Genomic DNA, 24,725 nt, shown 5'->3' with positions numbered 1-24,725 from the left:
GGCACGACAGTCGCGACCGCACAGTGTAGGCCGGTGATTTCCGGCCTCAACGCCTAGAGTCGTTTCGTGCTTCTCGGGATGATTTGTGCGCTTGCTTCGGCCTTCTGCTTCGGCGCGGCCTCTGTCCTCCAGGCGATGGCGGCCCGTGCCGCGGAGCCGGGGACGGGCGGGGGCGTCGACGTCGCCCTGATGTGGCGGGCACTGCGGCAGTGGCGCTACATCGCCGGTCTGGGGATGGACACGCTGGGCTTCGGCCTCCAGATCGTGGCGCTGCGGACGCTGCCGATCTACGTGGTGGGCGCGGCGCTCGCCGCGAGCCTGGCGGTCACGGCGGTCATCGCCTCCCGGCTGCTGCACGTGCGGCTGAGCCGGGTCGAGTGGACGGCCGTGGCGGTGGTGTGCGCGGGGCTCGCGATGCTGGCGCTCGCCGCGGGGCGGGAGGGGCACGGGGACGGCTCGGAGGCGCTGAGGTGGGCGCTGCTCGGTGTCTCCTTCGGGGTGCTGCTGCTCGGCGTGGTCGGGGGCCGGCTGCCGGACAAGCCGCGCGCCCTCGTGCTCGGCCTCGGGGCGGGCTTCGGTTTCGGGGTGGTGGAGGTGGCGGTCCGGCTGATCGACGGCATCGACTTCGCCGACCCGGTCTGGTACGCGCTCCTCGTCGGCGGCGGGGCGGCGTTCCTGCTGCTGACCTCGGCGCTCCAGCGGGGCGCGGTGACGACGGCGACGGCGGGCGCGGTGCTCGGCGAGACGATCGGTCCGGCGGTGGTCGGGGTGGTCTGGCTCGGGGACAGTACGAGGGAGGGGCTGGGGTGGCTGGCGGTCCTCGGCTTCGTGGTGGCGGTGGCGGGCTCCCTGACCCTGGCCCGCTTCGGCGAACCCCCGGCACCGGACGAACCGTCGGGCCCCGCACGCCTTGAGGGCCGGGCCTCCCGCGCCTCCTGACGGCCGCGCCCCTCGCACCCTGACAGCCGAGTGGGTCCGGCCCCCGTCCGCCCCCGCCCGGCCCCACCGTCCGCCCCCGCCCGGCCCGCCCGCCCCGTCCGGTCCCGTCCAGTGGCACCTGCCCGGTCCCGTCAGGGCAGGATCCTGCACAGCGCCCTGAGGGCGTTCTGCCAGCCGCTGTCCGGGGGTGTGGCGTACCCGACCACCAGGCCGTCCAGCGTCGGGGCGACGCCGGGGCGGCGGAACCGGTTCAGTCCCAGCACCGAGATCCCGTGCCAGGCGGCGGCCCGCAGGACCTCCTGCTCGGTGCCGGGCGGCAGCGCGAGGACCGCGTGGAGGCCGGCCGCGATACCGCTCACCCGGGTCGCCGGCGAGTGCGCGGCCACCGCCTCCACCAGCTGGTCCCGGCGCCGCCGGTAGCGCAGCCGCATGGCCCGTACGTGCCGGTCGTACGCCCCCGAGCCGAGGAACTCGGCGAACGCCAGCTGCTCCGGCGCGCTCGACGCCCAGTCGGCGACCCCCTTCGCGGCGACCACCTCCCCCACCAACCCCTCCGGCACCACCATCCACCCCAGCCGCAGCGCGGGCGCGAGGGACTTGCTCGCGGTCCCCAGGTAGACGACCCGCTCGGGGTCCAGGCCCTGGAGCGCGCCCACCGGCTGCCTGTCGTAGCGGAACTCGCCGTCGTAGTCGTCCTCCAGGACGAGGCCTCCCGAGGCCCGGGCCCAGTCGACGACGGCCGCCCGCCGGTCCGGCGGGAGCGCGCCGCCCAGCGGGAACTGGTGGGCCGGCGTCAGGAGGACGGCCCCCGCGTCCGTCAGCTCCTCGACGCGCGTGCCGCGTTCGTCGACGGGCAGCACCGGGGTCCCCAGGCCGGCCTCGGTGAGGAGACCGGCGTGGATGTCGAGCCCGTACGACTCGACCGCCACGTCCCGCACTCCCCGGCCGCGCAGCACCTGGCCGATGAGCGTCAGGCCGTGCACGAACCCCGCGCAGGTCACGATCCGTTCGGGCCGGACGTGCACGCCCCGCGCCCGGGCGAGGTACTCGGCGAGCGCGGTGCGCAGTTCGGTCCGGCCGCGCGGATCGCCGTAGCCGAAGGCCTCGTTCGGGGCGGCGGTGAGCGCCCGCCGGTAGGCCTTGAGCCAGTCGGCGCGGGGGAAGGAGGCGAGGTCGGGGGTGCCGGCCTTCAGGTCGTGCGCCGGGGCGGCGGGCGGACCGGGCCGGGCGGGCACGGAGGGCCGGGGGCGGCCGGAGGAGGGTGCGGCCGGGCGCGGCGCGGCCCTGCGGGCGACGTGCGTGCCCGAGCCCTGCCGGGCCGTCAGCCAGCCCTCGGCGACGAGCTCGGCGTAGGCGTCGGCGACGGTGTTGCGGGCCATGCCCAGGTCGGCGGCGAGCGTCCGGGAGGACGGCAGCCTCGTGCCCGCCTCCAGGCGCCCGCTGCGGACCGCCTCCCGGAGCGCGTCCATGAGCCCGGCGCGCAGCCGCGGACCGCGTAGCTCCAGATGGAGGTCGGCACCGAAAGTGGCCCACTCGTCAGCCATGGAAATGGACCATACTCCTGCGCCATCCCGCTCGTACGGTGAGAAGCATGACCACCACGACAGCGACAGCGGACACGACGGCGGACCGGAACACCCGGGAGCACGCGCACGAGCACGCGCCCCGCCTCGCCCTCGCCGAGCGGGTCCCCGAGTTCTACCGGGCGATGATCCGCCTGGAGACCGCGGCCGCGAAGGACGTCGACCCGACCCTGTACCACCTGATCAAGATCCGGGCCTCGCAGGTCAACCGGTGCGCGTTCTGCCTCGACATGCACACCAAGGACGCGCTGGCCGAGGGCGAGACCGTCGAGCGGATCGTGCAGCTCACCGCCTGGGAGGAGTCCCGGCACTTCTACACCGAGCGGGAGCTCGCGGCCCTCGCCCTGACCGAGGCCGTCACCGTCCTCACCGACGGCTTCGTCCCCGACGAGGTGTACGCGCGGGCCGCGGCCCACTTCGACGAGACCGAGCTCGCCCGGGTCATCGCCGCGATCGTCACCATCAACGCCTGGAACCGGATCGGCGTGACGACCCGGATGACGCCCGGCCACTACACCCCGCGCTCCTCGTAAGGAGCGGGGGCGGCGGCCGTCAGTGCGCGCCCGGACGGAAGAACCGCAGGGCCTCGCGCAGCACCTCGCGTTGCTCGGGCCAGGCGCTCTCCGGGCCCGCGGCCAGGATGGCGTAGTGGTTGCCGTCCGCCGCGGTGAAGGCCCGGTCGACGACCTTGCGGCGGCCGTCCTCCCGGGAGTACGCGTACACCAGCTCGACGGCGTCGGCCGGGGCGGCCGGGTCTCCGGTGACCCGGCCGAGGCTGATCTCGACGTACCCCGGCTTGTTGGCCCTGCCGTCCTCGGAGGCGCCGCGCAGGGCCTCGTACGGCGTCATGCCGGGCTCGGTGACGACGTACACCTGGAGGAGGCTCTTCCGGTCCGGCGCGTTGTAGAAGACGCCCTGGTCGGACTCGGTGCGGTCCCAGCCCTCGGGGACGGCGACCGTGAAGCCCTTGAGGTCCTTCTGCACCCGGTAGCCGGGCCGCGGGGCACCGCCCGTGGAGCCGCCGGCGGAGCCGGAGGGCGTGGGCGCGCCCGTCGGGGAGCCCGTGGGCGAGTCCGTCGCCGGGCTCGTCGGCGAGTCCGTCCCGTACGAGGGCTCGGTGTCGGTCGGACCGTCCGTCGGGTACTCCGAGGACGTCGTGTCCAGCGTGCCCGGGACCGAGACGGAGACCGCCGGGCCGCCGGCCGCGCCGTTCCCGTCCTCGCCCCTGCCCCAGAGCAGCCATGTGCCCACGGAACCCGCCGCCAGGACGGCGACGGCCACCCCGGCCGCGACCGCGCCGCGGCCCCGCCCCGGCTTCGGGGCCGACGCGGTGGGGTACCGCCACTCCCCCGTCTCCGCCACGTACTCCGGGGCGTACGCGGGTGGTGGCGGGACCGGGGACGGGGACGGAGCCGGGGAAACCAGATCCGGGGGCGGCGGCGAAACCGGAGCCGGGGACGGGGACGGGGACGGGGACGGGGACGGCGGCAGAACCGGAGGCGGGGACGGGGACGGGGCTCCGCCGACCGGCACCCAGCTCTGTGTCTCGTCGTTCCAGCGGGCGTTCACCTCACCCTCCGAGGAGGGTGCCGACGGCCTGCCCGACCGCCACGCCCGAGGCGAGGATCCCGGTCACCGCGCCCGCGTCCAGGAGCGCCTGACGGAGCCGGGTGAGGCGGGGCGTACCGGCGCGCCCCAGGCCCTCGATCTCGTCCTCGGCGTCGGAGAGTTCGGCGTCGAGGGCGGTCGTCTGCTCGGAGGCGACGACGCCGCCGAGGTCGGCGCGGAGCTTGCGGATGGCCTGGAGGAGCTCCTCCTGCTGCGGGTCGCGGGCCGGCTGCGGGCCGTTCACGGTGCTGGTGACGGTGTTGCTGTCGCCGATGGTGACGTTGCCGCCGGTGTTGGTGACGTGAATGCCGCCGCGCTCACGGGAGTTGTCGTTGTCAGCCACGGTCGCCTCCGGTCGTGGAAGTGGTGAAGGTCTTGCTGGTGACGGTGTTGTGGTTGCCGAGGGTGACGTTGCCCTTGGTGTTCTCGATGAACGTGCCGCCCTCGGCGACGTGGACGATCTTCTGCTCGAACTCGGCGGTCTCGTAACCGGCTTCGCGGAGCGCGACGGTCACCCCGTTCGCCACGCGGTCCTGGACGCTCTTCAGGTAACGGCTGAGGTCCATCTCCTGGAAGAGCGACGCGTCGTCGTCGGAGCCGAGCTCGCGGACCGAGACCGCGGGCCCCTCGGGCAGCGCGTGCGCGTGTCCGGCCGTGAGCAGCCGCCAGCCGTGGCCGAGCGCCCGCCAGAGCGTGGCGGCGGCCTGGCCGGCGGAGCGCGGGGTCTGGCCGAGCGCCCAGACCGCCTTGCCGAAGTGGTGGTTGTGCCGGTAGCGGTGGGCGATCCGGTCGGCGTACCGGTAGAGCGGCTTCACCGGGCGCAGGACGTGCGGGGCGACCTCCAGCATCAGCATGCCGCCCTGCGTGTGGACGCGGACGAAGACGGTGGCGACGATCTCCTCGCCCCAGCCGCCGACCCGGACGCGGAGGAAGTGCCGACGGGTCTCGCCGCCCTCCTCGACGGAGCCCGAGCGGTGCAGCTCGAAACCCTCCGGGGTGTACGGGGCGGCGGTGCGGGCCGGCAGCCCGTCGACGGGCAGGAAGACGACCTCGTCGATCTCCAGCTCCCGCAGCCGGTCCCGTACGGCGGCCTGCCGCTGCGGCGAACCGTGCGGGGAGGGCACCCGGAGCGCCTCCACGAGCGGGACGACGTGCCGCATGATCGCGCTGTTGTCGAGCGGCTCGGGCGCCTTGGCGTCGAGGTTCTTGCGGGGGCGCAGCTCGATGGAGAGCGACCAGGGCTCGTACGGGGCTCCGGCGCCGCAGAACGGGTCGTCGGAGCCGTACATGACGAGGCGGGCGTGCTGCTCGACGCGGATCCGGTCGCGCAGCCGGCGGAAGCGGGCGCCCTCGGCCTGCTCGGCGGGGTCGGAGCGGAGGTCCGCGAAGCGGTCCTTGGAGAGCTCCTGGGTGAGCGCGCGGGCGAACTGGCCGCGCTGGGTCGCCACCGCCCAGGCCACGAGCAGCGGCACGGCGACGGTGATCCACACCTCCAGCGGGCCGATGCCGAAGACCCCCTCGGCGGCGAGGCCGACCGCGGGTCCGGCGAACTCGCCCGCCTCGGAGACCTCGCCGAGGAACTCGTAGCCGGACTCGTCGTCGCCGAAGCCGAGCAGGAGCAGCAGCAGCGCCGACTGGACGAGGAAGATCCGCCCGTACCAGCGCAGGAGGAAGGCGGGGACGGTGCGCCAGAGGGGCGCGGCGGCGGACCGGCCGCGGACCCAGCGGGCGAGGCCGAGCACGAGGAAGGGCAGGAGCAGGAGGAGGATCAGGCCCTTGGTGAGCGGGAACGCGATGATCCAGAGGGCGAGGATGCCGGCGGCCCAGGCGAGTTCGACACGGCGGGCGCGCAGCGCGTGCGCGAGGACGCGGCCCGCGTCGAAGCCGAGGGAGGGGGCGGCGAAGCGCTCCTCGTGGATGTACAGCTGGTCGATGACGGCGTCCCGGAAGCCGTCGTCGAGGTAGGTGCCGGCGCAGAGCAGGCGGGTCGACTCGCTCGCGGAAGGTAAGCGGCGCGGATCGACGGCGGACGGCGCGGCGGGCGGCGTACCGGGCGGTGTGCCCGGCGGTGTACTCGGTGGCTGTCCTGGCTGCTGCGGTACGAACGACTGCGTCAAAACTCCCCCGATATGCGGAACTGTCCGTGTTCTCGGCCCACTTGGCGTGGAACCGGTGGGACAGCATAGGGGAGGCGGGGCCGGCTGTCGGCGGGAGATGACGGCGCCCCCGGGCCGTACGGTCGGTCGTACGGCCCGGGGGCGCCGGGTATGCGAGGTGCCGTCAGGCGGTCAGGCCCTGTGGCGGCGAGCGGTGGCTCAGATGAGGCCGAGCTCGCGGACGGTGTCGCGCTCCTCGGACAGCTCCTTGACGGAGGCGTCGATGCGGGCGCGGGAGAAGTCGTTGATCTCCAGGCCCTGGACGATCTCGTACGCGCCGTCCTTGCAGGTGACGGGGAAGGAGGAGATCAGGCCCTCCGGGACGCCGTAGGAGCCGTCCGACGGAACGCCCATGGAGGTCCAGTCGCCCTCGGCGGTGCCGTTGACCCAGGTGTACACGTGGTCGATGGCGGCGTTCGCGGCGGAGGCGGCGGAGGACGCGCCACGGGCGTCGATGATCGCGGCGCCGCGCTTGGCGACGGTCGGGATGAAGGTGTCGGCCAGCCACGCCTCGTCGTTGACGACGTCGGCGGCGTTCTTGCCGGCGATCTCCGCGTGGAAGATGTCCGGGTACTGGGTCGCGGAGTGGTTGCCCCAGATGGTGAGGCGCTTGATGTCCGTCACCGAGGAGCCGGTCTTCTGGGCCAGCTGCGTCAGCGCGCGGTTGTGGTCCAGGCGGGTCATCGCGGTGAAGCGCTCGGCCGGGACGCCCTTGGCGGCGGACTGGGCGATCAGGGCGTTGGTGTTGGCCGGGTTGCCGACGACGAGGACCTTGATGTCGTCCGCGGCGTGCGCGGCGATGGCCTCACCCTGCGGCTTGAAGATGCCGCCGTTGGCGGCGAGCAGGTCGCCGCGCTCCATGCCCGGGCCACGCGGGCGGGCGCCCACGAGCAGGCCGATGTTGGAGCCCTCGAAGCCCTTGTTCGGGTCGTCGAAGATGTCGATGCCCTTGAGCAGCGGGAACGCGCAGTCGTCGAGCTCCATGGCGGTGCCCTCGGCGGCCTTCACGCCCTGCGGGATCTCGAGGAGGCGCAGCTTGACCGGCACGTCCGCGCCGAGCAGGTGGCCCGAGGCGATGCGGAAGAGCAGCGCGTAGCCGATCTGGCCGGCCGCGCCGGTGACGGTGACATTCACGGGAGTGCGGGTCATGGCGATCTCCGTAAGACAGCTGGCGGTGGGGGTCCCTGCCCCGGGTTCCGGACGTCCCTTCGTGATCGACGATCGACGATCGATCGGTCTGTGATCGATCGGTGTCTCGACATGAAGAGAATTCCAGCGGTCAGGCTATCCGACCCGGGGGCCCGTGAACCCCCACCCCCTTGTGGTCCGGCTCACTGCCACCCGTCCGCGCCCGTTCGCGCCCCCTGGTGGTACGTCAGTTCGCGGTGCAGGTCTCGGTCCCGTCGGCGAGCGTGGCGCAGGCCGTCGCGTCCGCGGCGGCCGTGACGGCAAGCATCGGGGTGTACGCGTCGGTGTCGGCGGGCGCGGGGACGGAGGCACGCCGGGTGGCCCCGGCGACCTTCACCGTGACGGTCTCCCCCGGTGCGGCTCCGCTGATCCGGGCCCAGGCCGCCGCGCAGGTCTCGCTGTGCCGGACCTCGACCAGGACGGTGCCGGAGCGGGCGCGGGCGACGGTGGTCGCGAGGGGGCCGCCGCAGCCCATGGCCTCCGGGTCGCGACCGGTGCAGCCGGCGCCCGAGCACTTCACCCCGGCGGGGAGGTCGGTGCTCGGGGCGGCGGTCGGGGCGGTCGGCGAGGGCGGGGCCGTGGCCCGGTCGTCGGTGCCGTCGCCCGTACCGCCGAGGTCGACGAGGAGGACGGCTGCGGTGACGACGAGCAGGGCACCGAGGCCGGCGGTGACGTAGAGGAGCAGGGTCCGGCGAGGTCGGGAAGGGGGTGCGGAGTCGGAGGTCGGGGTGGGGGAGGGGGAGGGGGAGGGGGAGGGGGAGGGGGAGGGGGACGGGGTCGGCGCCGGTTCGAGGCGCCGGATCTGCATGGTCCGGTCGTCCCGGGGCCCGTCGGCCGCATCACCCCCTTCCACCCCAGCGGCCCCACCGGCCGCACTGGCCCCATCCGACCCACCGGACTCATCGGACTCATCGGACTCATCGGACCCACCGGCCGCACTGGCCGCACTGGCCCCACCGGACCCACCGGACGCGCTGGACCCATCGGACCCATCGGACCCATCGGACCCACCGGCCGCACTGGCCCCACCGGACCCACCGGCCCCACCTGCTCTGCCCGAGTCCCGCGCCTCGTCCGGGTGGCGGTTGCGCGCCCACGCCCGTTCGGCGCGTTCCCAGTCCGCCGCGAGGTCCCCGGCGTCGGTCCCGGTCACCTCGGCGAGCCCCGCGAGGGCGGTCCTGGGGACGGGGCGACGCCCGTCGAGGCAGGCGTCCCACAGGCTCCGGTCGTGTCCGGTGCGCTCGGCGACGGCGGTGACGCCGAGGCCGCTGCGGTCGATCAGCCGCCGGAGCCGCTCGGCGAACGCACGGACGTCCGGGTCGAGTTCGTCCGACAGCGCCTTCCAGCCAGGCATGTACGCCCCCCTTGTCCGCGGCCTCCCCTGCGCCCTCGAAGGATGGCAGCTCCGGGGGCGATCCGCGCCCCGGATGCGGAGGGGAGGTGGCGGAATGGTCACTTCCGTGACACAGCGAGCGGCCGGAACTTGAACGGCATTGGCGCGTACATGACCCTTGATCACAGCGGCGCCCGCCCTCCCACGGGGGAGAGGGCGGGCGCCGTACAGCCATGTCGTCCTCGCGGCTCCTACGTCACCGTGAGATGGAGGACGTCCTCCAGGAACGGGATCCGCATCCAGGGGCCCGGCTGCACCATGAGGGCGAGCAGCACGATCAGGGTGCCCATGACCCCGTACGTGATCATGTCCGTGAAGCGGGACCGGACGGCGAGCATGCCCACGGACGGCACCACCCGGCGCATCACGGCGCCGACGAGCAGCGCGGCGCCGACGAGCATCGTGCCCACCCGGTACGAATGCGGGAAGGGCTCCACACCCACCACGAGGAGACCGAGGCCGGCCAGGACGAGCACCGTGAGCAGGGGCCACTGACGCGCGGGCGCCGAGGCGTCACCGGGCGCCGCCCGGCCGCCGCCCTCGGGCGGCGCGGTGTCGGTGGTGAGGCCGAAACGCCGCTTCCGGGCCTTCACCGCGGCGGCCTCGCCGGCGGTGGCCTCGCCCACGACGGCCTCGCCACCCGGGACGGCCTCACCGGCGACGGCCTCGCCGCGGGCGGCCGCGCCCTCGACGCCCCCGCCCGCGGAGGCCCCGCCCTCGGCGGTCATGCTCAGAGCGCCGCGGCCGCGCGCTCGGCGGCCTCGACGACGTTCACGAGGAGCTGCGCGCGGGTCATCGGGCCGACGCCGCCCGGGTTCGGGGAGATCCAGCCGGCCACCTCGGCGACGCCGGGGTCCACGTCGCCGAGGATCTTGCCCTCGCCGTTGCGCGAGACGCCGACGTCGAGGACGGCCGCGCCCGGCTTCACGTCCTCCGGCTTGATCAGGTGCGGCACACCGGCCGCCGCCACGATGATGTCGGCGTTGCGCAGGTGCGCCGAGAGGTCGCGGGTGCCGGTGTGGCACTGGGTCACGGTCGCGTTCTCGGAGCGGCGGGTGAGGATGAGCGGCATCGGGCGGCCGATGGTGACACCGCGGCCGACGACCACGACCTCCGCGCCGTTGATCTCCACGCCGTGCGCGCGGAGCAGCGTGATGACGCCGTTCGGCGTGCAGGGCAGCGGGGCGGGCTCGTTGAGCACGAGACGGCCGAGGTTGGTCGGGTGCAGGCCGTCCGCGTCCTTGGTCGGGTCCATCAGTTCCAGGATGCGGTTCTCGTCGATGCCCTTCGGCAGCGGGAGCTGGACGATGTAACCGGTGCAGGTCGGGTCCTCGTTGAGCTCCCGTACGACCGCCTCGATCTCCTCCTGCGTGGCGGTGGCCGGGAGGTGGCGCTGGATGGAGGCGATGCCGACCTGGGCGCAGTCGCGGTGCTTGCCCGCCACGTACTTCTGGCTGGCCGGGTCGTCGCCGACGAGGACGGTGCCCAGGCCGGGCGTGACGCCCTGGTCCTTGAGGGCCGCCACACGGGCGGTCAGTTCGGTCTTGATCGCGGCTGCGGTGGCCTTGCCATCGAGAATCTGGGCGCTCATGAAGACATCCTCCCGGATGACCCCCGCCTTGTTCCAATTCGCTCTCGCCGGACGGCTCGTCAGGCGGAGCAACAGATTGCACTTGCACAACTCCGTGCGGTATCGACTGGACAAAAACTCGGCCGTGCGACGACGATGACCGCGAAGTACCGCGGAAAGTGCCGGGGGGAAATCCGCTCAAATGCCGTGAAAGTCCTCCGCGCGGGCCGCGTCGTCCCCGCACAGAGATCTTCACGGAGGAACCCCCCGATGAGCTTCGGCGACTCGAACAACCCCTACGGCCAGCCCCAGGGCCAGCCGCAGCAGCCCGGCTACGGCTACCCGCAGCAGGCCCCCCAGGGCGTGCCGCCGCAGCAGGGCTACGGCTACCCGGCGGCCCCGGCGTACGGCGGCGGTTACCCGGGTGCGGTGATGACGATGCCGGGCGGCGTGAAGGCCGCGCGCGTGATGCTCTGGATCCTCGCCGTCTGCCAGGTCCTCGCCGGCATCGTCACGGCCGTCGCCGGCAGCTGGGTCGCCGACCAGATCGCCAGCCGCTCGACCGAGCTCAACAACACGGACGATGCCGCCGCCGCGGTCACCGGCGTCTTCGTTCTCCTCGGCATCCTCATTCTCGCCTTCGGCGTCTGGGGGATCATCATGGCCGTCAAGACCGCCTCCGGCGGCAACGGCGTCCGCATCACCTCGATCGTCTACGCCTCGCTCGTGACCGTCGTCAGCCTCATCAGCCTGCTGGGCACGAACGTCTTCGCCCTGATCAGCCTCGTCCTCGGCATCCTGATCATCGTCTTCTACGCGAAGTCGGACGGCGCCGCCTGGTTCAACCGCAACAAGCAGCAGTACTGAGCCTGAACGCCGAGGGCCGGATTCCGCAGGGAATCCGGCCCTCGGCGTTTTCTCTTCCGTCACACCTTCTTCAGCACCGCGAACCCGTCCGAGCGGTGCGTGATCTCGTACCGCGCCTCCGGGTGCAGTTGCGAAGCCAGCTGCACCGGGTCCGAGATCTGCTGCGACCATCCGCGCAGGTCGAAGGCGAGGTAGTCCGGGGTCGCGCCCTTCGAGGTGCCGACCCAGTAGACCCGGTGGTCCGCCGTGAGGTGGGCGAGGAGCGAGACGTCCGCCTCCACGCTCGCGCCCTCCGGCACCGCGTCGACCGCCGCCCGCGCCTGCTCGGCCCGGGTGTCCGTGCGGTACGTCTCCGACTTCAGCAGCTCCCGCAGCGGCAGGTTCATGGCGAGCACGAGCGCGACCGCCGTCGCGACGGGGACGACGACCTTCGCGTACGCCGCGAGCCAGGCGCGCGGCGAGGTGCGCACGGAGCGGGCCGCGTCCACGAGGGCCAGGAAGACCACCGGCATGAGGATGGCGCTGTAGTGCCAGTGCATGCCCCAGTGGTTGGCGTCCTGGGAGAGGAAGCGCCAGCCCAGGGTCGGCAGGACGAGCAGGATCAGCGGGGATCGCAGGGCGAGGAAGCCGACGATCGCGAGCAGGAAGAAGACCATCTCCCAGCGTTCGCCGGAGACGAGGGCGTCTCCGATGACCTGCCCGAAGGAGGTCTCGGCACCCTCGCCCGTCTTCTCGATCTTGGCCCAGTAGTCGTACTGGCCGAGCCGGCTCGCCGCCGGGATCAGGACGAGGACCGTGAGGGCGAAGGCCGCCACGCCGAACCCGGCCAGGGCCGCGCCGAGCCGCTTCCGGCCCAGGACGAAGAGGACCACGCCGACCATGGAGACGGTCAGCCCCATGTCCTCCTTGACCAGGACGAGCGGCGCGGACCAGGCGACGGCCGCCGTCCAGCGCTTGAGGATCAGCGCCCGGCAGGTGAGGGCGAGCATCGGGACGGCGAAGGCGATCTCGTGGAAGTCAGACTTGACGGCCTCCTGGAGCCCCCAGGACAGCCCGTACGCGATCGTGAGCCCGATCCCGGCGGCCCGGCTGCCGAGGACCTGCTGGGTGGTGCGGCCGACGACGACGGCGGACGCGGCGAAGAGCGCGGCCTGCCCGAAGAGCAGGGCGGCCGGCGAGGGCCAGATCCAGTACAGGGGCGCGAGCAGCGCCGTGACCGGGCTGAAGTGGTCCCCGAGTATGTGGAAGCCGGGGCCCTTGATGTCGACGACCGGCGCCCGGAACTCGGCGTACGCCCTGACGGACTGCCCGAAGATCCCGAGGTCCCAGGAGGGGGTGCGGAAGTGCGTGTACTGCACCCAGGAGTAGAGGAAGTACAGACCGCAGAGGACGACCGCGATGACCACATAGGGCCTGAGCGGCGCCGGGGAGAGACCGTCCGACGCGTCCGCGTCGGTGGTTTCCGCAGCGGGCCTGTTCAGTACGTCCAACACCACGTCCCCCACTACCGGCGGCCGACAAAAGAGCAACCCATTAGACCAGAGACCACCCGTTCGGCGGATCTGCCGCCGAGGGCCGGGCCCCCGCAGGGCGTCCGACCCTCCCCGTAATCGGCGGGTGACGTTCTGCGTTCGTTTATCGCCGCTTCCTAGCCTGACCCGCACGCAGACCTCGGGGAAAGGAAGCGTCATGTTCAGCATCATCGTGGTGCCCCCGCACACCGCGGATCCCGGGAGCCAGCTCAGGCTGGCGCCCGGCGAGCGGCTCCACTTCGGCCGCGCCGCCCCGCGGACCGCCGACGCACCGCGCCATCTGGACATCCCCCACCCGGGGGTGTCCCGCACGGCCGGCGAGATCCGCGCGACGGGCGGCTACTGGACGCTCAGCAACTTCAGCGCGGCGTCGACGTACGTCGTCGAGAACCCGGAGGGCGCCGGGGAGCACATCAAGATCGCACCGGGCCGGGTCGACGCCCCCGTGCCGTTCGAGTTCTCCCGGGTCGTCCTGCCCGCGGGCGGCGACCTGCTCGACTTCTGTGTCTGGGCGCCCCGCCACGACTACGTGGAGCGCGCCCACTCCCCCTCGGGAGAGGAGGGCGAGCCGACCGCGCTCGCCTTCCCCCTCGACCGCTCCAAGCGGTACTTCCTCGTCCTCGTCGCGCTCTGCGAGTCCCGGCTGCGCGGCGAACCGCACGCGCCACTGCCGACGGCCGACCGGATCGTGGAGCGGCTGCGCCCGCTGTGGCCCGCGGTGAACCGTGCCTCGGTCCAGTGGAACATCGACTACCTCGCCGTGAAGTTACGGCTCAAACCCGGCCCGGACACGGCCGACGCGGGCCCGCGCGTCAACGGAAAGAAGGAGTCCCTGGTCTCGCTCGCGCTCCGCTTCGACCTGGTCCGCGAGGACGACCTGACGACACTGACGGACGCGGGCCGGCCGCCCCTGACGGAGGCGCGGTGAACACCTTCCCGCTGACCGTGCCGACGGGGTACGAGGTCGGCGGCTGGACCGTCGAGCGGCCGCTGGGCGCGGGCGCCTTCGGCAGCGTCTACGCGGCTCGCCGCACATGCGCAGGTGCGGGCGCAGGCACCGGTGCGGGCGCAGGCGCAGACACCGGCGCGGGCGCAGGCGCAGACACCGGCGCGGGTACAGACACCGGTGCGGGCGCAGACACCGGTGCGGGCGCAGACACCAACCCCGGCACCGGCACCGGCACCGGTCGGGAAGAGCTCCCCCGCCGGGCCGCGCTCAAGTTCCTGCCCACCGGCACCCACACCCCGCGTCAGCTGCGCCACCTGCGCGACCTCGCCGACCGCGAGGTCGACCTGCTGAGGCGACTGCGGTCACCGCGGCTGATCCGGCTGTACGAGACGCTCACGGTCGACGACCCCGCGCACCCGGAGCTGGACGGCGCCACCGTCCTCGTACTGGAGGAAGCGGCGCGTCCGCTCCAGTCCCTGCTCTCGGGCACCACCGCGCCGCAGGACGGCCCCGCGCTGCTCGTCCAGATCTGCGAGGGCCTGCACCAGCTGCACACGGCGGGCTGGGTGCACGGCGACCTCAAGCCCGGCAACGTCCTGCTGATGCGGGACGGCAGCGTCCGGCTCGGCGACTTCAGCACCGCGAGCGAACTGAACGGCACCCACGCCTACGCGCCCGGCTTCGCCACGCCCGACTACACGCCCCCCGAACTCCTCTGGTCGGAGGTCGGCGACCGCGGCACGCGCATCCGCCCCAGCGCCGACGTCTGGGCCTTCGGCGTCCTGGCCCACACCGTCCTGACCGGCGGATCCCCGTTCCCCGGCGGCACGCCGACGGCCCGCCGGGACGGCGCCCTCCGCTACGCGCGGGGCGAGGAGGAGCTCCGCCTCTCCCCCGGGCTCCCCGAGGTGTGGCGGGAGATCGTCACCGACTGCCTGAGCCGCACCCACGAGGAGCGGGCCGTCCACGACGCGACGTCCGTCCTGCGCCGGGTCCGGGAGGCGGCGGCCGGTCGGATGCCGCGCCGCCGGCGCCACGGCCGACGGCTCGTACCGCTCGTCGCCGCCGCCGTGGCGGGGCTGACGGCGGTGGGCCTCGGGGTGAACGCCCTGCTCGGCCGGCAGGACGGACAGAACGTCGCCGCCGGGTACGAGCGGTGCGCGCCGGGGTACGTCTGCTTCTTCTCCGAGAAGGACGGTCAGGGCCGGATGTGCGACTGGGAGAACGACGACAAGGAGTGGTTCGACGGCGACACGGTCTGCGAGTGGGCGCGGACGGAGGTCCCGCGCTCGGTGTTCAACAACGGCCTCCCCGACCCGGAGGGCTTCGTCCATGTCGCGCTGTTCGCCGAGAAGGACCTGAAGAGCGGCCTGGGCTGCGTACGGCAGGGAACACGCCGGGACGTCCTCCTGACCCGGCCCGTCGCCTCGCACACGTGGGCGGCCGGATGCGAGCCGTCGGAGGTCCTCTGATGTCCGCGCCCCGCGACCCTCGGAGTTCCGAGGTACCGGGCCGCCCGGCCCCTCGGGAGAGTGGAGCCACGCCACCACGGGGGTTGGCGTCACGAGGCTCCGAAGGAGCAGAAGATGCTGCGTAGTTCCACCGCCGGCCGCCGTACGGTCCCGGCACTCGTCACCGCCGCGGCCCTCCTCGCCGTGGCGGGGGCGACGGCCCCGGCCAGCGTCGCGAGCGAGGCGCCGCCCGGGCCCGGGGAGGTCGCGACCACTCCGTACTTCCACCTGCCGTTCAAGTGCGGCACCCGGTGGCAGCTCAACACCTGGGCGCACAGCCCGGCCCTCGACATCGTGGTGAAGGGGAACACCGGGTCGGACGCCAAGCCGGTGCTGTCCTCCGCCAAGGGCACGGTCGCCGCCACGTACAAGGACCGCGGATCCGGCAACACGATCCAGATCAACCACGGCAACGGCTGGTTCACCGTCTACTACCACCTGAAGGACGACCCCGCGAAGTACGTCAAGCGGGGCCAGAAGATCCCGCGCGGCAAGCAGATCGGCCGGATCGGCACGTCGGGCAAGGCGGGCGGCTGGGCCCACCTGCACTACGAGCAGCGCTACAAGAAGGGCGTGAACCACACCTACGAGAGCCACCGCAAGCCGGTGAAGTTCGACGGGCGGACGTACACCGGGGCGAACAAGCAGTGGAAGTCGGTGACGAGCCGCAACTGCTGACCGGCGGACGGGCCGGCGGACGGGCCGGCGGACGGGCCGGCGGACGGGCCGGCGGACGGGCCGGCGGACGGCGGACATGACGGTGGGGGCGTACGGACGACTCGGTCCGTACGCCCCCACCGCGCCGTATCAGTGGAAGAAGTGGCGCGTGCCGGTGAAGTACATCGTCACGCCCGCCTTCTTCGCGGCCTCGACGACGAGCTCGTCGCGCATCGAGCCGCCCGGCTGCACGACCGCCTTCACGCCGGCGGTGGTGAGGATCTCCAGGCCGTCGGGGAAGGGGAAGAAGGCGTCGGAGGCGGCGTACGCGCCGCGCGCCCGCTCCTCGCCCGCCCGCTCGACGGCCAGCTTCGCGGAGTCGACCCGGTTGACCTGGCCCATGCCGACGCCGACCGAGGCGCCGTCCTTGGAGAGCAGGATCGCGTTCGACTTGACCGCGCGGCAGGCCTTCCAGGCGAAGGACAGCTCGGCGAGCTCCTCGGCGGAGAGGGCCTCGCCGGTCGCCAGGGTCCAGTTCGCCGGGTCGTCGCCCTCGGCCTGGAGGCGGTCGGTGACCTGGAGCAGCGCGCCGCCGTCGATCGGCTTGACCTCGACCGGGTTGGCCGGGGCGCCCTCGGCGCGGAGCACGCGGATGTTCTTCTTCTTGGCCAGGACCTCGACGGCGCCGTCCTCGTAACCCGGGGCCACGATGACCTCGGTGAAGATCTCGGCGACCTGCTCGGCCATCGCGACGGAGACCGGGCGGTTGACGGCGATGACGCCGCCGAAGGCGGAGAGCGGGTCGCAGGCGTGCGCCTTGCGGTGGGCCTCGGCGACGTCGGCGCCGATCGCGATGCCGCACGGGTTGGCGTGCTTGATGATCGCGACGCAGGGCTCGGAGTGGTCGTACGCGGCCCGGCGCGCGGCGTCGGTGTCCGTGTAGTTGTTGTACGACATCTCCTTGCCGTGCAGCTGCTCGGCCTCGGCGAGGCCGCCCGTGCCGTCGACGTAGAGCGCGGCGCCCTGGTGCGGGTTCTCGCCGTAGCGCAGCACGTTGCCGCGCTCGTACGTGTGGCCCAGGAAGTCGGGGAAGCCGCTGTCGTCGGAGGCGGCGTAGTCGTCGGCGAACCACGAGGCGACGGCCACGTCGTACGCGGCGGTGTGCTGGAAGGCCTGGGCGGCGAACCGCTTGCGCAGGCCCAGCGTGCTGCCGCCCTCCTTGACCGCCAGGAGGACCGCGTCGTACGCGCCCGGGTCGGTGACGACCAGGACGGACGGGTGGTTCTTGGCGGCGGCGCGGACCATCGACGGGCCGCCGATGTCGATCTGCTCGACGCACTCGTCGGGCGTCGCGCCGGAGGCGACGGTCTCCTTGAACGGGTACAGGTTCACGACGACCAGGTCGAAGGGCTCGACACCCAGCTCGGCGAGCTGGTTGCGGTGGTCCTCCAGGCGCAGGTCGGCGAGGATGCCGGCGTGCACGCGCGGGTGCAGCGTCTTGACGCGGCCGTCGAGGCACTCGGGGAAGCCGGTGAGCTCCTCGACCTTGGTGACCGGGATGCCGGCGGCGGCGATCTTCGCGGCGGTGGAGCCGGTGGAGACGAGGGCGACACCCGCCTCGTGCAGGCCGCGGGCCAGCTTCTCCAGGCCGGTCTTGTCGTAGACGCTGACGAGTGCGCGGCGGATGGGGCGCGTCGTACCTTCGGCGGTCACGGGATTGTTACCTTTCGTCCCTCAATGCGGTAGCCGTGCCGGGCCAGACGCCCCACGACCTCGACGAGCAGCGAGCGCTCGACTTCCTTGATGCGCTCATGGAGCGCGCTTTCATCGTCCTCGTCCCGGACCTCGACCACGCCCTGCGCGATGATCGGGCCGGTGTCGACGCCGTCGTCGACGAAGTGGACGGTGCACCCGGTGACCTTCGCGCCGTAGGCGAGGGCGTCACGCACCCCGTGGGCACCGGGAAAACTGGGCAGCAGCGCCGGGTGGGTGTTGACGACCCGGCCGCCGAAGCGGGCGAGGAACTCCTTGCCGACGATCTTCATGAACCCGGCCGAGACGACGAGGTCCGGCTCGTACGCGGCGGTCGCCTCGGTCAGGGCGCGGTCCCACTCCTCGCGGGTCGCGTGGTCCTTGACGCGGCAGACGTAGGTGGGCAGCCCGGCGCGCTCGGCGCGCTCCAGACCGACGATGCCGTCGCGGTCCGCGCCGACGGCGACGATCTCCGCCCCGAAGCCCTCGGGGTCGGCGGCGATGGCGTCGAGGAGGGCCTGCAGATTGGTACCGGACCCGGAGACCAGGACGACGAGGCGGGCGGCAGCCACTGGAGTCACTCTTTCCGTGGTGTTTGTGCGGTCATACGAACGAATCGTGTCGCTCGATACGGGGAACCCTACGAATGGCTCGACCGTCAGCAACGATACCGGCACACCGGACGGCCCCCACGGGACGGGGGCGGAGCAGGGCGGTAGCGTCAGGGTCCGACGCCGGAAGAGATCCCGGAAGAGATCCCGGAAAGACGCCGGAACAAGGCACGCAGAAGAGAAGCAGCGGAGACCGCGGGTGCGGCCGCGGTCGCGACGACAGAGGGAAGACGTCCAGCACATGCCGGAGCGCCAGTCCACGAACGACAACAACCCGTTCGCGCCGCCGCCCGAGGGCCGGCCGGATCAGCCGTGGCAGCCCCGGCGGCCGGAGGGTTCGGGCGACGACGCGTCCGGCTCCTCGGGGTCGCCGGACGGTTCGGGAACGGAGCCGGGCGGGTCGTCCGGGGCGTCCGACGGGCGCTGGAGCCCGCGCCAGCCGGGCCGTTCGACGGACGGGTTCGGCCGCGGTCCCGAGCGCCGGGGCGGCCCGGAGGGCGGCCCCGGGCAGGGCGGGCCCGGGCGCGAGAAGGGGATGCGCTGGGACCCGACGGACCCCGCGCAGCGGCGGGCGCGCTACGCGATCCTCGCGGGCATGTGGGGCTTCTTCTTCGCCATCTTCGAGATCCCGGAGCTGGCGCTGCTGCTCGGCGCCCTCGGGCTCTACTGGGGCATCAGCTCCCTGCGGTCGAAGCCGAAGGAGCCGGCGGCGCAGCAGGACGACGCCTCGGGGGCCTCGCCGGCCCCGGCCGGCCCGTCCGCCGTGTCCGGCGCGCCCGGCCCGGCTCCGGAGGGTTCCGTCCCCGCGGCCGTCCCCGTCCGCTCGATGCGGACGGCGGCGATCAGCGGTCTGGTGGCGTCGACCGTGGCCCTGATGATCGTCGCGGTCGGCTTCACGATGCAGGTCGTCTACCAGGACTTCTACGAGTGCCGTGACGACGCCCTGACCCACGCGGGCCAGCTCGCCTGCAACGACCTCCTGCCGAAGCCGCTGCGCGCGGGCTTCGGGGTGCGGGAGTAGCTCAGACCTCGGGGTCCGGCGGCGGGGAGGACTCCCACGCCGCCGGGAGGTAGTCGTACGGCTCGTAGCCCGGGTCGTCGTCCAGGCCGAGGCCCAGCGCCGGAGGCGGCGCCGGGCCGGCGGCCTTCGCGGGGACGGCGGGGGCGCCGGATTCCGGCTTCCCGGCCGGCTTCGCCGTCCGGCCGCCGCCGTCGGGCGCGGGCCCGGGGGTGGTGCCGGGAGGAGCGCCGGCCGTGGCGTCCGGGGCGGTCTCCGGCTGCGCCTCCCGGTCGAAGGGCTCCCCGGCTCCCGTCCCCGCGGACTCGGCCACCGCCGGCGGGGCCGTCGCCCCGGAGGCCTGCGCGTTCGCGTGCACCGGTGCCGGTACGGGCAGCGGCAGCGGCCTGGGCCGCAGCGCCCGCCGGCCCCAGGCCCGTACGGCCAGGGCCACCGGCAGCCCGACGCAGGCGCCCCACAGCACCGTCGCCGCGCCGGCCTGCCACCACACCGGACCGAACGCGGACAGCCGTCCGGAGCCCAGCGGGCCGCCGGCGGCGGCCGCGAGGACCGCCACGACCGCCCCGCACCCCCAGGCCGCCGCGAGCGCCGTCAGGGCCGTGTCCCGGGCGGGCCACCCCCGGGCGGCGCGGCCCACGAGCCGGCCCTGCACCAGGGCCGCCACCAGCGGGACCGCCGCGGCCGACCAGTGCGTCCATGTGCCGCGCCCCTCGTCGGGCAGCGCGGCCAGCAGCGGGAACGGCGGCACGGCCGGGTCGCCGACGAGCCCCAGCGGGGTCGCGAGCGCGCCCGTGCCGAGCGTGAAACCGGGGCCGAGCCCGTACGCAGCTCCCCACACGGCAGCGTTCGGCAGCAGCGCCAGGACGAGGAGCAGGATCGCCGCCCGCCCCGACCACTCCCCCGCGAGGTCCGTGAGGGCGGTCTGCGCCTCGCCCGCGTGCCAGGCCAGCGAGACCGCGGCGAGCACCGCACCGCCGCCGCCCAGCGTCACGAGCCCGAGCCCCGCGGCGCGCAGGCCGGCCGCCGCCTGCCGCTGCCCCGGCAGCGGGCGGCCGAGCGCCGTCCAGACGCCCGCCCCCGCCGCGCCGAAGACGACGGCGGGCAGCCAGAGGCCGGCGCCGATCAGCTCGGCGGGCAGCGGTCCGCTCTCGCTGTAGACCACCACGACCGCCGCGACCAGCAGGTATCCCCCGGCCACCGCCGCCACCGCGCCGCTCGGGGAGGGGCGCGGCCGGTCGTTGTCCTCGCCCGGGTCGAGGGTGTCGCGGGCCGCCCGGTGGACGAGCCAGACGGGCAGGACGGCGACGAGCATCGGCACGACGCCGAGGGGTGCGGGCACCCCGGACAGCGTGTCCGTGCGGACCAGGTCCACGCCGTGGGCGAGGAGCCAGAGGCCCGCGGCCACGTGCAGCGCGCCGCCGGGCCCGCTGTCGGGGAACGGGGAGCTGATCCAGGCGGCGGTCACCAGGACGGAGAGCGCTCCGAGACCGAGCCCGGCGGCGACGCCGCCACGGACGCAGGCGGTGGCCAGGGCGGCGGAACGGCCGCCCTGGACCAGGGAGAGCTCGGTCGAATGGGTCACGGGGCCATGCTGCCAACGACACGCGCTCAAGCCGCGTAACAGGCAAACCTCCGCTGTGTCGCTCAAGATACGTTTATGTACTTTTCCGCCCATAGCAGCTCTGCGGGAGGTCGACGCCGATGAGCCGGAGCACCACCGATTCCGCATCCTCCGTCACCCTGCCGACACCGAAGGAGCGGCGCAGGTTGCGTGAGGCCCTCGCCCTGAGCGAGGAGCAGGTCGCCGATGCCATGGGTGTCACGAAGGCCACCGTCAAGGCCTGGGAGACCGGGCGCTCGGCGCCACGGGGCCGCAAGCGCGAGCTGTACGCGAAGCTCCTCGCCGCGGCCGAGGACGCCGACGTACGGGAGGCGGAGCCGGCGGCCGGCGGACCGGCCCAGCCCGAGGCCGGTGGACCGACCCAGCCCGCGGCCGGAGAACCGGTGGAGCCCTCTTCCGTCACCCGGACGGCCGCATCCCCCGCGTCCGCCCCCACCCCCACCCCCACCCCCGCGTCCACTCCTGCCGGCACGTCCGCCCCCGTGTCCGCCGCGGCCAACGTGCGGCCCAAGGCCGCCGTCAAGCGGGCCGCCAAGCCGCCGAAGGCCCCCGCGCCCGCCCCGGCCATCGCCTCCGGGCCCGCCCGCAAGGGCGCCCCGAAGCCTCCGGAGCGCCTGAAACCGGCTGCCGCCGAGGCGGCGGAGGCCACGGAACCGTCATGGAAGCGGGGAACGTGGGAGCAGGAGACATGGGAGCAGGAGCCGTGGGAGCAGGCGGCGCCGGAGCCCGCCCGGGCGCGGGCCGCGCCGGGCCTCACCCCCGAGGAGGCCTTCGACGCGCTGTACGCGTACGCCGCGCCCGGCCTCGTCCACCAGACCTATCTGCTCACGGGGCGCCGCCGGCTCTCCCGTGAGGCCGTCGAGTACGCGTTCCACCATGCCTGGGACCACTGGCCCGAGGTCGCCGTGGACCCCGACCCGGCGGGCTGGGTGCGGGCGGCGGCGCACGAGTACGCCCTCTCCCCCTGGCACCGGTTCCGGCGCGCCCACAAGCACCCCGACTCCCCGCCGGCCGAGGCGGGCCGGCGGGCGCTGCTCGGCGCGCTCCTCGACCTGCCGCCGGCCCACCGCCGTACCGTCCTGCTCTACGACGGACTCGGCCTGGACCTGCCGGAGACGGCCGCCGAGACGGAGGCGAGCACCCCCGCCGCCGCCAACCGGCTGCTGCACGCCCGCACGGTCCTCGGGAGGCGGATCCCCGAGCTCGCCGAGCCGGAGGACCTGCACCGGCGGCTGAGCGGGCTGGTCGCGGAGGCGCCGGCGGCCACCCTCCCGGCGGCCCGCGCGATCCGGTCGGGGAGCGAGAGGCGGAGCCGCACCTGGACCCGGGCGGTGCTCGGGGTGACGGCGGTCCTCATCGGCCTCACCGGCTTCACGGCGGCGACCGCACCGACCCGCTACGTCCCGGTCAACGCCCCCGGCGAGACCGTCAACGGGGTGCCGGTGCGCGGCGGCCCGCAGAAGCTCCGCCCGGAGGACCTGGATCTCCGCGACAAGCTGCGCTCCGAGCCCAACCCGGGCCCCGAGCGCCTGATCCCGACGGCGGAGTAGCCGCCGCCGTACAGGTGCGGACGCGAGAGGGCCCCGCCCTCGCCCGGGTGACCGGGCAGGGGGCGGGGCCCTCTCGTACAGCTACCGCTGGTGTCGGCCCGCGAGGCTGTGCTAGCCGGCCAGAATGGCGCGCGCCAGCTTGGCCGTCTCGGTCGGCGTCTTGCCGACCTTGACGCCCGCGGCCTCAAGGGCCTCCTTCTTCGCCTGGGCGGTGCCGGAGGAGCCGGAGACGATGGCGCCGGCGTGGCCCATGGTCTTGCCCTCGGGCGCGGTGAAGCCCGCGACGTAGCCGACGACCGGCTTGGTGACGTTGGCCTTGATGAAGTCGGCCGCACGCTCCTCGGCGTCGCCGCCGATCTCACCGATCATGACGATCAGGTCGGTGTCCGGGTCGGCCTCGAAGGCCGCCAGGGCGTCGATGTGCGTGGTGCCGATGACCGGGTCGCCACCGATGCCGACGGCGGACGAGAAGCCGATGTCACGGAGCTCGTACATCATCTGGTACGTCAGCGTGCCGGACTTCGAGACCAGGCCGATGCGGCCCGGCTTCGTGATGTCGCCCGGGATGATGCCGGCGTTGGACTGGCCCGGGGTGATGAGACCGGGGCAGTTCGGGCCGATGATGCGGGTCTTGTTGCCCTTCGCCTGCGCGTACGCCCAGAAGGCGGCGGAGTCGTGGACGGCGATGCCCTCGGTGATGACGACGGCGAGGGGGATCTCGGCGTCGATCGCCTCGACGACGGCGGCCTTCGCGAAGGCCGGCGGCACGAAGAGGACCGAGACGTTGGCGCCGGTCTCCTTCATCGCCTCGGCGACGGAGCCGAAGACCGGGACCTCGGTGCCGTCGAAGTCGACGGACGTGCCGGCCTTGCGCGGGTTCACGCCGCCGACGATGTTGGTGCCGTCACCCAGCATGAGCTTGGTGTGCTTCATGCCCGTGGCACCGGTCATGCCCTGGACGATGACCTTGCTGTCCTTGTTGAGGAAGATAGCCATGGCTCTGGTTCCCTCGTCCCTTACTTCGCAGCCGCGAGCTCGGCGGCCTTGTCGGCCGCTCCGTCCATGGTGTCCACGCGCTGCACCAGCGGGTGGTTGGCGTCCGACAGGATCTTGCGACCCAGCTCCGCGTTGTTGCCGTCGAGGCGCACGACCAGCGGCTTGGTGACCTCTTCGCCCTTGGAGGCGAGGAGCTCCAGGGCCTGGACGATGCCGTTGGCGACCTCGTCACAGGCGGTGATGCCACCGAAGACGTTGACGAACACGGACTTGACGTCCGAGTCGCCCAGGATGATCTCCAGGCCGTTCGCCATGACCTCGGCGGAGGCGCCGCCACCGATGTCGAGGAAGTTGGCCGGCTTCACGCCGCCGTGGTTCTCACCGGCGTACGCGACGACGTCCAGGGTCGACATGACCAGGCCGGCGCCGTTGCCGATGATGCCGACCTCGCCGTCGAGCTTGACGTAGTTGAGGCCCTTGGCCTTGGCGGCAGCCTCGAGCGGGTTGGCTGCGGCCTTGTCCTCGAGCGCCTCGTGCTCGGGCTGACGGAAGTCGGCGTTCTCGTCGAGGGACACCTTGCCGTCGAGGGCCAGGATGCGGCCGTCCTTGGTCTTGACCAGCGGGTTGACCTCGACGAGGAGCGCGTCCTCGGCGACGAAGGTGTCCCACAGGGTCACGAGGACCTCGGCGACGCCCTCGGCGACCTCGGCCGGGAACTTCGCCTGGGCGACGATCTCGCGGGCCTTCTCCAGCGTGACGCCGTCGTTGGCGTTGACGGGGACCTTCGCGAGGGCCTCGGGGGTCTTCTCCGCGACCTCCTCGATGTCCATGCCGCCCTGCACCGAGGCCATGGCCAGGAAGGTGCGGTTGGTGCGGTCGAGGAGGTACGAGACGTAGTACTCCGCCTCGATCTCCGGGGACAGCTCGGCGATCATCACCTTGTGGACCGTGTGGCCCTTGATGTCCATCCCGAGGATGTCCGTCGCGCGGGCGACGGCCTCGTCCGCGTCGCCGGCCAGCTTGACGCCGCCGGCCTTGCCGCGGCCACCGACCTTCACCTGGGCCTTGACGACGGACTTGCCGCCGAGGCGCTCGGTCGCGGCGCGCGCGGCCTCAGGCGTGTCGATGACTTCACCGGCCAGCACCGGTACTCCGTGCTTGGCGAAGAGGTCCCTCGCCTGGTACTCGAACAGGTCCACGCGCGTCCGTCCCTTTTCTGATGAT

22 protein-coding genes are annotated in these 24,725 nt (G+C 73.5%); 8 read left to right on the top strand and 14 right to left on the bottom strand.

The window, feature by feature from the left end; all coding sequences use genetic code 11:
- Window positions 1-78 precede the first annotated feature (78 nt).
- The gene (locus ACF08F_RS24600; protein ID WP_392300702.1) at window positions 79-939 is read left to right on the top strand and encodes a hypothetical protein; all 861 of its coding nucleotides are present in this window, start codon (window positions 79-81) and stop codon (window positions 937-939) included.
- Between the two features lie 131 nt (window positions 940-1,070).
- Here ACF08F_RS24600 and ACF08F_RS24595 read toward each other — a convergent pair whose 3' ends face one another.
- Window positions 1,071-2,483: a PLP-dependent aminotransferase family protein gene (locus ACF08F_RS24595; protein ID WP_392300701.1), complete on the bottom strand. Its 1,413-nt coding sequence runs from the start codon at window positions 2,481-2,483 to the stop codon at window positions 1,071-1,073.
- 47 nt (window positions 2,484-2,530) lie between these two features.
- Between ACF08F_RS24595 and ACF08F_RS24590 the strand changes: the two genes are divergently transcribed.
- Window positions 2,531-3,055 (top strand): carboxymuconolactone decarboxylase family protein, encoded by a 525-nt coding sequence (locus ACF08F_RS24590; protein WP_392300700.1) that lies wholly within the window; start codon window positions 2,531-2,533, stop codon window positions 3,053-3,055.
- 19 nt (window positions 3,056-3,074) lie between these two features.
- Here ACF08F_RS24590 and ACF08F_RS24585 read toward each other — a convergent pair whose 3' ends face one another.
- The 7 genes from ACF08F_RS24585 to ACF08F_RS24555 form a co-directional block, all read right to left on the bottom strand.
- Window positions 3,075-3,884, bottom strand: a complete 810-nt coding sequence (locus tag ACF08F_RS24585) for a hypothetical protein (RefSeq protein WP_392300699.1) — start codon at window positions 3,882-3,884, stop codon at window positions 3,075-3,077.
- A gap of 208 nt (window positions 3,885-4,092) precedes the next feature.
- Window positions 4,093-4,473 (bottom strand): hypothetical protein, encoded by a 381-nt coding sequence (locus tag ACF08F_RS24580; RefSeq protein WP_392300698.1) that lies wholly within the window; start codon window positions 4,471-4,473, stop codon window positions 4,093-4,095.
- Window positions 4,466-6,247: a hypothetical protein gene (locus ACF08F_RS24575; protein ID WP_392300697.1), complete on the bottom strand. Its 1,782-nt coding sequence runs from the start codon at window positions 6,245-6,247 to the stop codon at window positions 4,466-4,468. Before ACF08F_RS24575 ends, ACF08F_RS24580 begins: the two co-directional genes overlap by 8 nt.
- Before the next feature lie 198 nt (window positions 6,248-6,445).
- Window positions 6,446-7,435, bottom strand: coding sequence for a malate dehydrogenase (locus tag ACF08F_RS24570; RefSeq protein WP_392300696.1), 990 nt, complete (start codon window positions 7,433-7,435; stop codon window positions 6,446-6,448).
- Window positions 7,436-7,661: 226 nt separating this feature from the next.
- Window positions 7,662-8,828, bottom strand: a complete 1,167-nt coding sequence (locus tag ACF08F_RS24565) for a DUF2690 domain-containing protein (RefSeq protein WP_392300695.1) — start codon at window positions 8,826-8,828, stop codon at window positions 7,662-7,664.
- Window positions 8,829-9,058: 230 nt separating this feature from the next.
- Complete coding sequence (locus ACF08F_RS24560; RefSeq protein WP_392300694.1) at window positions 9,059-9,595, bottom strand: DUF3017 domain-containing protein; 537 nt, start codon at window positions 9,593-9,595, stop codon at window positions 9,059-9,061.
- Window positions 9,596-9,597: 2 nt separating this feature from the next.
- Window positions 9,598-10,458, bottom strand: coding sequence for a bifunctional methylenetetrahydrofolate dehydrogenase/methenyltetrahydrofolate cyclohydrolase (locus ACF08F_RS24555; RefSeq protein ID WP_392300693.1), 861 nt, complete (start codon window positions 10,456-10,458; stop codon window positions 9,598-9,600).
- 249 nt (window positions 10,459-10,707) lie between these two features.
- Between ACF08F_RS24555 and ACF08F_RS24550 the strand changes: the two genes are divergently transcribed.
- Entirely contained in the window at window positions 10,708-11,304 is a 597-nt protein-coding gene (locus ACF08F_RS24550) for a hypothetical protein (protein WP_392300692.1), read from the top strand.
- 59 nt (window positions 11,305-11,363) lie between these two features.
- Here ACF08F_RS24550 and ACF08F_RS24545 read toward each other — a convergent pair whose 3' ends face one another.
- Entirely contained in the window at window positions 11,364-12,797 is a 1,434-nt protein-coding gene (locus tag ACF08F_RS24545; RefSeq protein WP_392300691.1) for a DUF2079 domain-containing protein, read from the bottom strand.
- A 196-nt stretch (window positions 12,798-12,993) separates the two neighbouring features.
- On the opposite strand from ACF08F_RS24545, the gene ACF08F_RS24540 reads away from it, so the two are divergent.
- From ACF08F_RS24540 to ACF08F_RS24530, 3 genes are all read left to right on the top strand, one after another.
- Entirely contained in the window at window positions 12,994-13,764 is a 771-nt protein-coding gene (locus ACF08F_RS24540) for an FHA domain-containing protein (RefSeq protein ID WP_392300690.1), read from the top strand.
- A complete protein-coding gene (locus ACF08F_RS24535; protein WP_392300689.1) occupies window positions 13,761-15,257 on the top strand; it encodes a protein kinase in 1,497 nt (498 codons plus the stop codon). Before ACF08F_RS24540 ends, ACF08F_RS24535 begins: the two co-directional genes overlap by 4 nt.
- A gap of 114 nt (window positions 15,258-15,371) precedes the next feature.
- Window positions 15,372-15,974, top strand: coding sequence for a M23 family metallopeptidase (locus tag ACF08F_RS24530; protein WP_392300688.1), 603 nt, complete (start codon window positions 15,372-15,374; stop codon window positions 15,972-15,974).
- A 129-nt stretch (window positions 15,975-16,103) separates the two neighbouring features.
- Here ACF08F_RS24530 and purH read toward each other — a convergent pair whose 3' ends face one another.
- Both purH and purN read right to left on the bottom strand, forming a co-directional pair.
- The gene (purH, locus tag ACF08F_RS24525; protein ID WP_392300687.1) at window positions 16,104-17,666 is read right to left on the bottom strand and encodes a bifunctional phosphoribosylaminoimidazolecarboxamide formyltransferase/IMP cyclohydrolase; all 1,563 of its coding nucleotides are present in this window, start codon (window positions 17,664-17,666) and stop codon (window positions 16,104-16,106) included.
- Window positions 17,663-18,277: a phosphoribosylglycinamide formyltransferase gene (gene purN / locus ACF08F_RS24520; protein WP_392300686.1), complete on the bottom strand. Its 615-nt coding sequence runs from the start codon at window positions 18,275-18,277 to the stop codon at window positions 17,663-17,665. Before purN ends, purH begins: the two co-directional genes overlap by 4 nt.
- Window positions 18,278-18,557: 280 nt before the next feature.
- Here purN and ACF08F_RS24515 point away from each other — a divergent pair, with 280 nt between their 5' ends.
- A complete protein-coding gene (locus tag ACF08F_RS24515; protein ID WP_392300685.1) occupies window positions 18,558-19,337 on the top strand; it encodes a hypothetical protein in 780 nt (259 codons plus the stop codon).
- 1 nt (window position 19,338) lies between these two features.
- Here ACF08F_RS24515 and ACF08F_RS24510 read toward each other — a convergent pair whose 3' ends face one another.
- Window positions 19,339-20,916: a DUF6350 family protein gene (locus ACF08F_RS24510; protein WP_392300684.1), complete on the bottom strand. Its 1,578-nt coding sequence runs from the start codon at window positions 20,914-20,916 to the stop codon at window positions 19,339-19,341.
- Between the two features lie 119 nt (window positions 20,917-21,035).
- Here ACF08F_RS24510 and ACF08F_RS24505 point away from each other — a divergent pair, with 119 nt between their 5' ends.
- Window positions 21,036-22,505 carry a helix-turn-helix domain-containing protein gene (locus ACF08F_RS24505; RefSeq protein ID WP_392300683.1) on the top strand — a complete coding sequence of 490 codons (1,470 nt, stop codon included), beginning with the start codon at window positions 21,036-21,038 and terminating at the stop codon, window positions 22,503-22,505.
- A 111-nt stretch (window positions 22,506-22,616) separates the two neighbouring features.
- Here the strand turns inward: ACF08F_RS24505 and sucD are convergent, their stop codons facing one another.
- Entirely contained in the window at window positions 22,617-23,501 is an 885-nt protein-coding gene (gene sucD, locus ACF08F_RS24500; RefSeq protein WP_392300682.1) for a succinate--CoA ligase subunit alpha, read from the bottom strand.
- Window positions 23,502-23,521: 20 nt separating this feature from the next.
- The gene (gene sucC, locus ACF08F_RS24495; RefSeq protein ID WP_392300681.1) at window positions 23,522-24,700 is read right to left on the bottom strand and encodes an ADP-forming succinate--CoA ligase subunit beta; all 1,179 of its coding nucleotides are present in this window, start codon (window positions 24,698-24,700) and stop codon (window positions 23,522-23,524) included.
- Window positions 24,701-24,725: the final 25 nt, after the last annotated feature.

The sequence above is a fragment of the Streptomyces sp. NPDC015130 genome (genome assembly GCF_043080005.1).
Taxonomy (GTDB): Bacteria; Actinomycetota; Actinomycetes; order Streptomycetales; family Streptomycetaceae; genus Streptomyces.
The sequence above is the reverse complement of the archived record's forward strand: the minus strand, read 5'-3'. Positions and strand labels throughout refer to the sequence as shown.

What these genes read in the sequence shown, in the direction of transcription:
- ACF08F_RS24600 (WP_392300702.1), top strand. Translation starts at nt 79, where the DNA reads ATGATTTGTGCGCTTGCTTCGGCCTTCTGCTTCGGCGCGGCCTCTGTC.
- ACF08F_RS24595 (WP_392300701.1), bottom strand. Translation starts at nt 2,483, where the DNA reads ATGGCTGACGAGTGGGCCACTTTCGGTGCCGACCTCCATCTGGAGCTA.
- ACF08F_RS24590 (WP_392300700.1), top strand. Translation starts at nt 2,531, where the DNA reads ATGACCACCACGACAGCGACAGCGGACACGACGGCGGACCGGAACACC.
- ACF08F_RS24570 (WP_392300696.1), bottom strand. Translation starts at nt 7,435, where the DNA reads ATGACCCGCACTCCCGTGAATGTCACCGTCACCGGCGCGGCCGGCCAG.
- ACF08F_RS24565 (WP_392300695.1), bottom strand. Translation starts at nt 8,828, where the DNA reads ATGCCTGGCTGGAAGGCGCTGTCGGACGAACTCGACCCGGACGTCCGT.
- ACF08F_RS24560 (WP_392300694.1), bottom strand. Translation starts at nt 9,595, where the DNA reads ATGACCGCCGAGGGCGGGGCCTCCGCGGGCGGGGGCGTCGAGGGCGCG.
- ACF08F_RS24555 (WP_392300693.1), bottom strand. Translation starts at nt 10,458, where the DNA reads ATGAGCGCCCAGATTCTCGATGGCAAGGCCACCGCAGCCGCGATCAAG.
- ACF08F_RS24550 (WP_392300692.1), top strand. Translation starts at nt 10,708, where the DNA reads ATGAGCTTCGGCGACTCGAACAACCCCTACGGCCAGCCCCAGGGCCAG.
- ACF08F_RS24540 (WP_392300690.1), top strand. Translation starts at nt 12,994, where the DNA reads ATGTTCAGCATCATCGTGGTGCCCCCGCACACCGCGGATCCCGGGAGC.
- ACF08F_RS24530 (WP_392300688.1), top strand. Translation starts at nt 15,372, where the DNA reads ATGCTGCGTAGTTCCACCGCCGGCCGCCGTACGGTCCCGGCACTCGTC.
- ACF08F_RS24515 (WP_392300685.1), top strand. Translation starts at nt 18,558, where the DNA reads ATGCCGGAGCGCCAGTCCACGAACGACAACAACCCGTTCGCGCCGCCG.
- ACF08F_RS24505 (WP_392300683.1), top strand. Translation starts at nt 21,036, where the DNA reads ATGAGCCGGAGCACCACCGATTCCGCATCCTCCGTCACCCTGCCGACA.
- sucD (WP_392300682.1), bottom strand. Translation starts at nt 23,501, where the DNA reads ATGGCTATCTTCCTCAACAAGGACAGCAAGGTCATCGTCCAGGGCATG.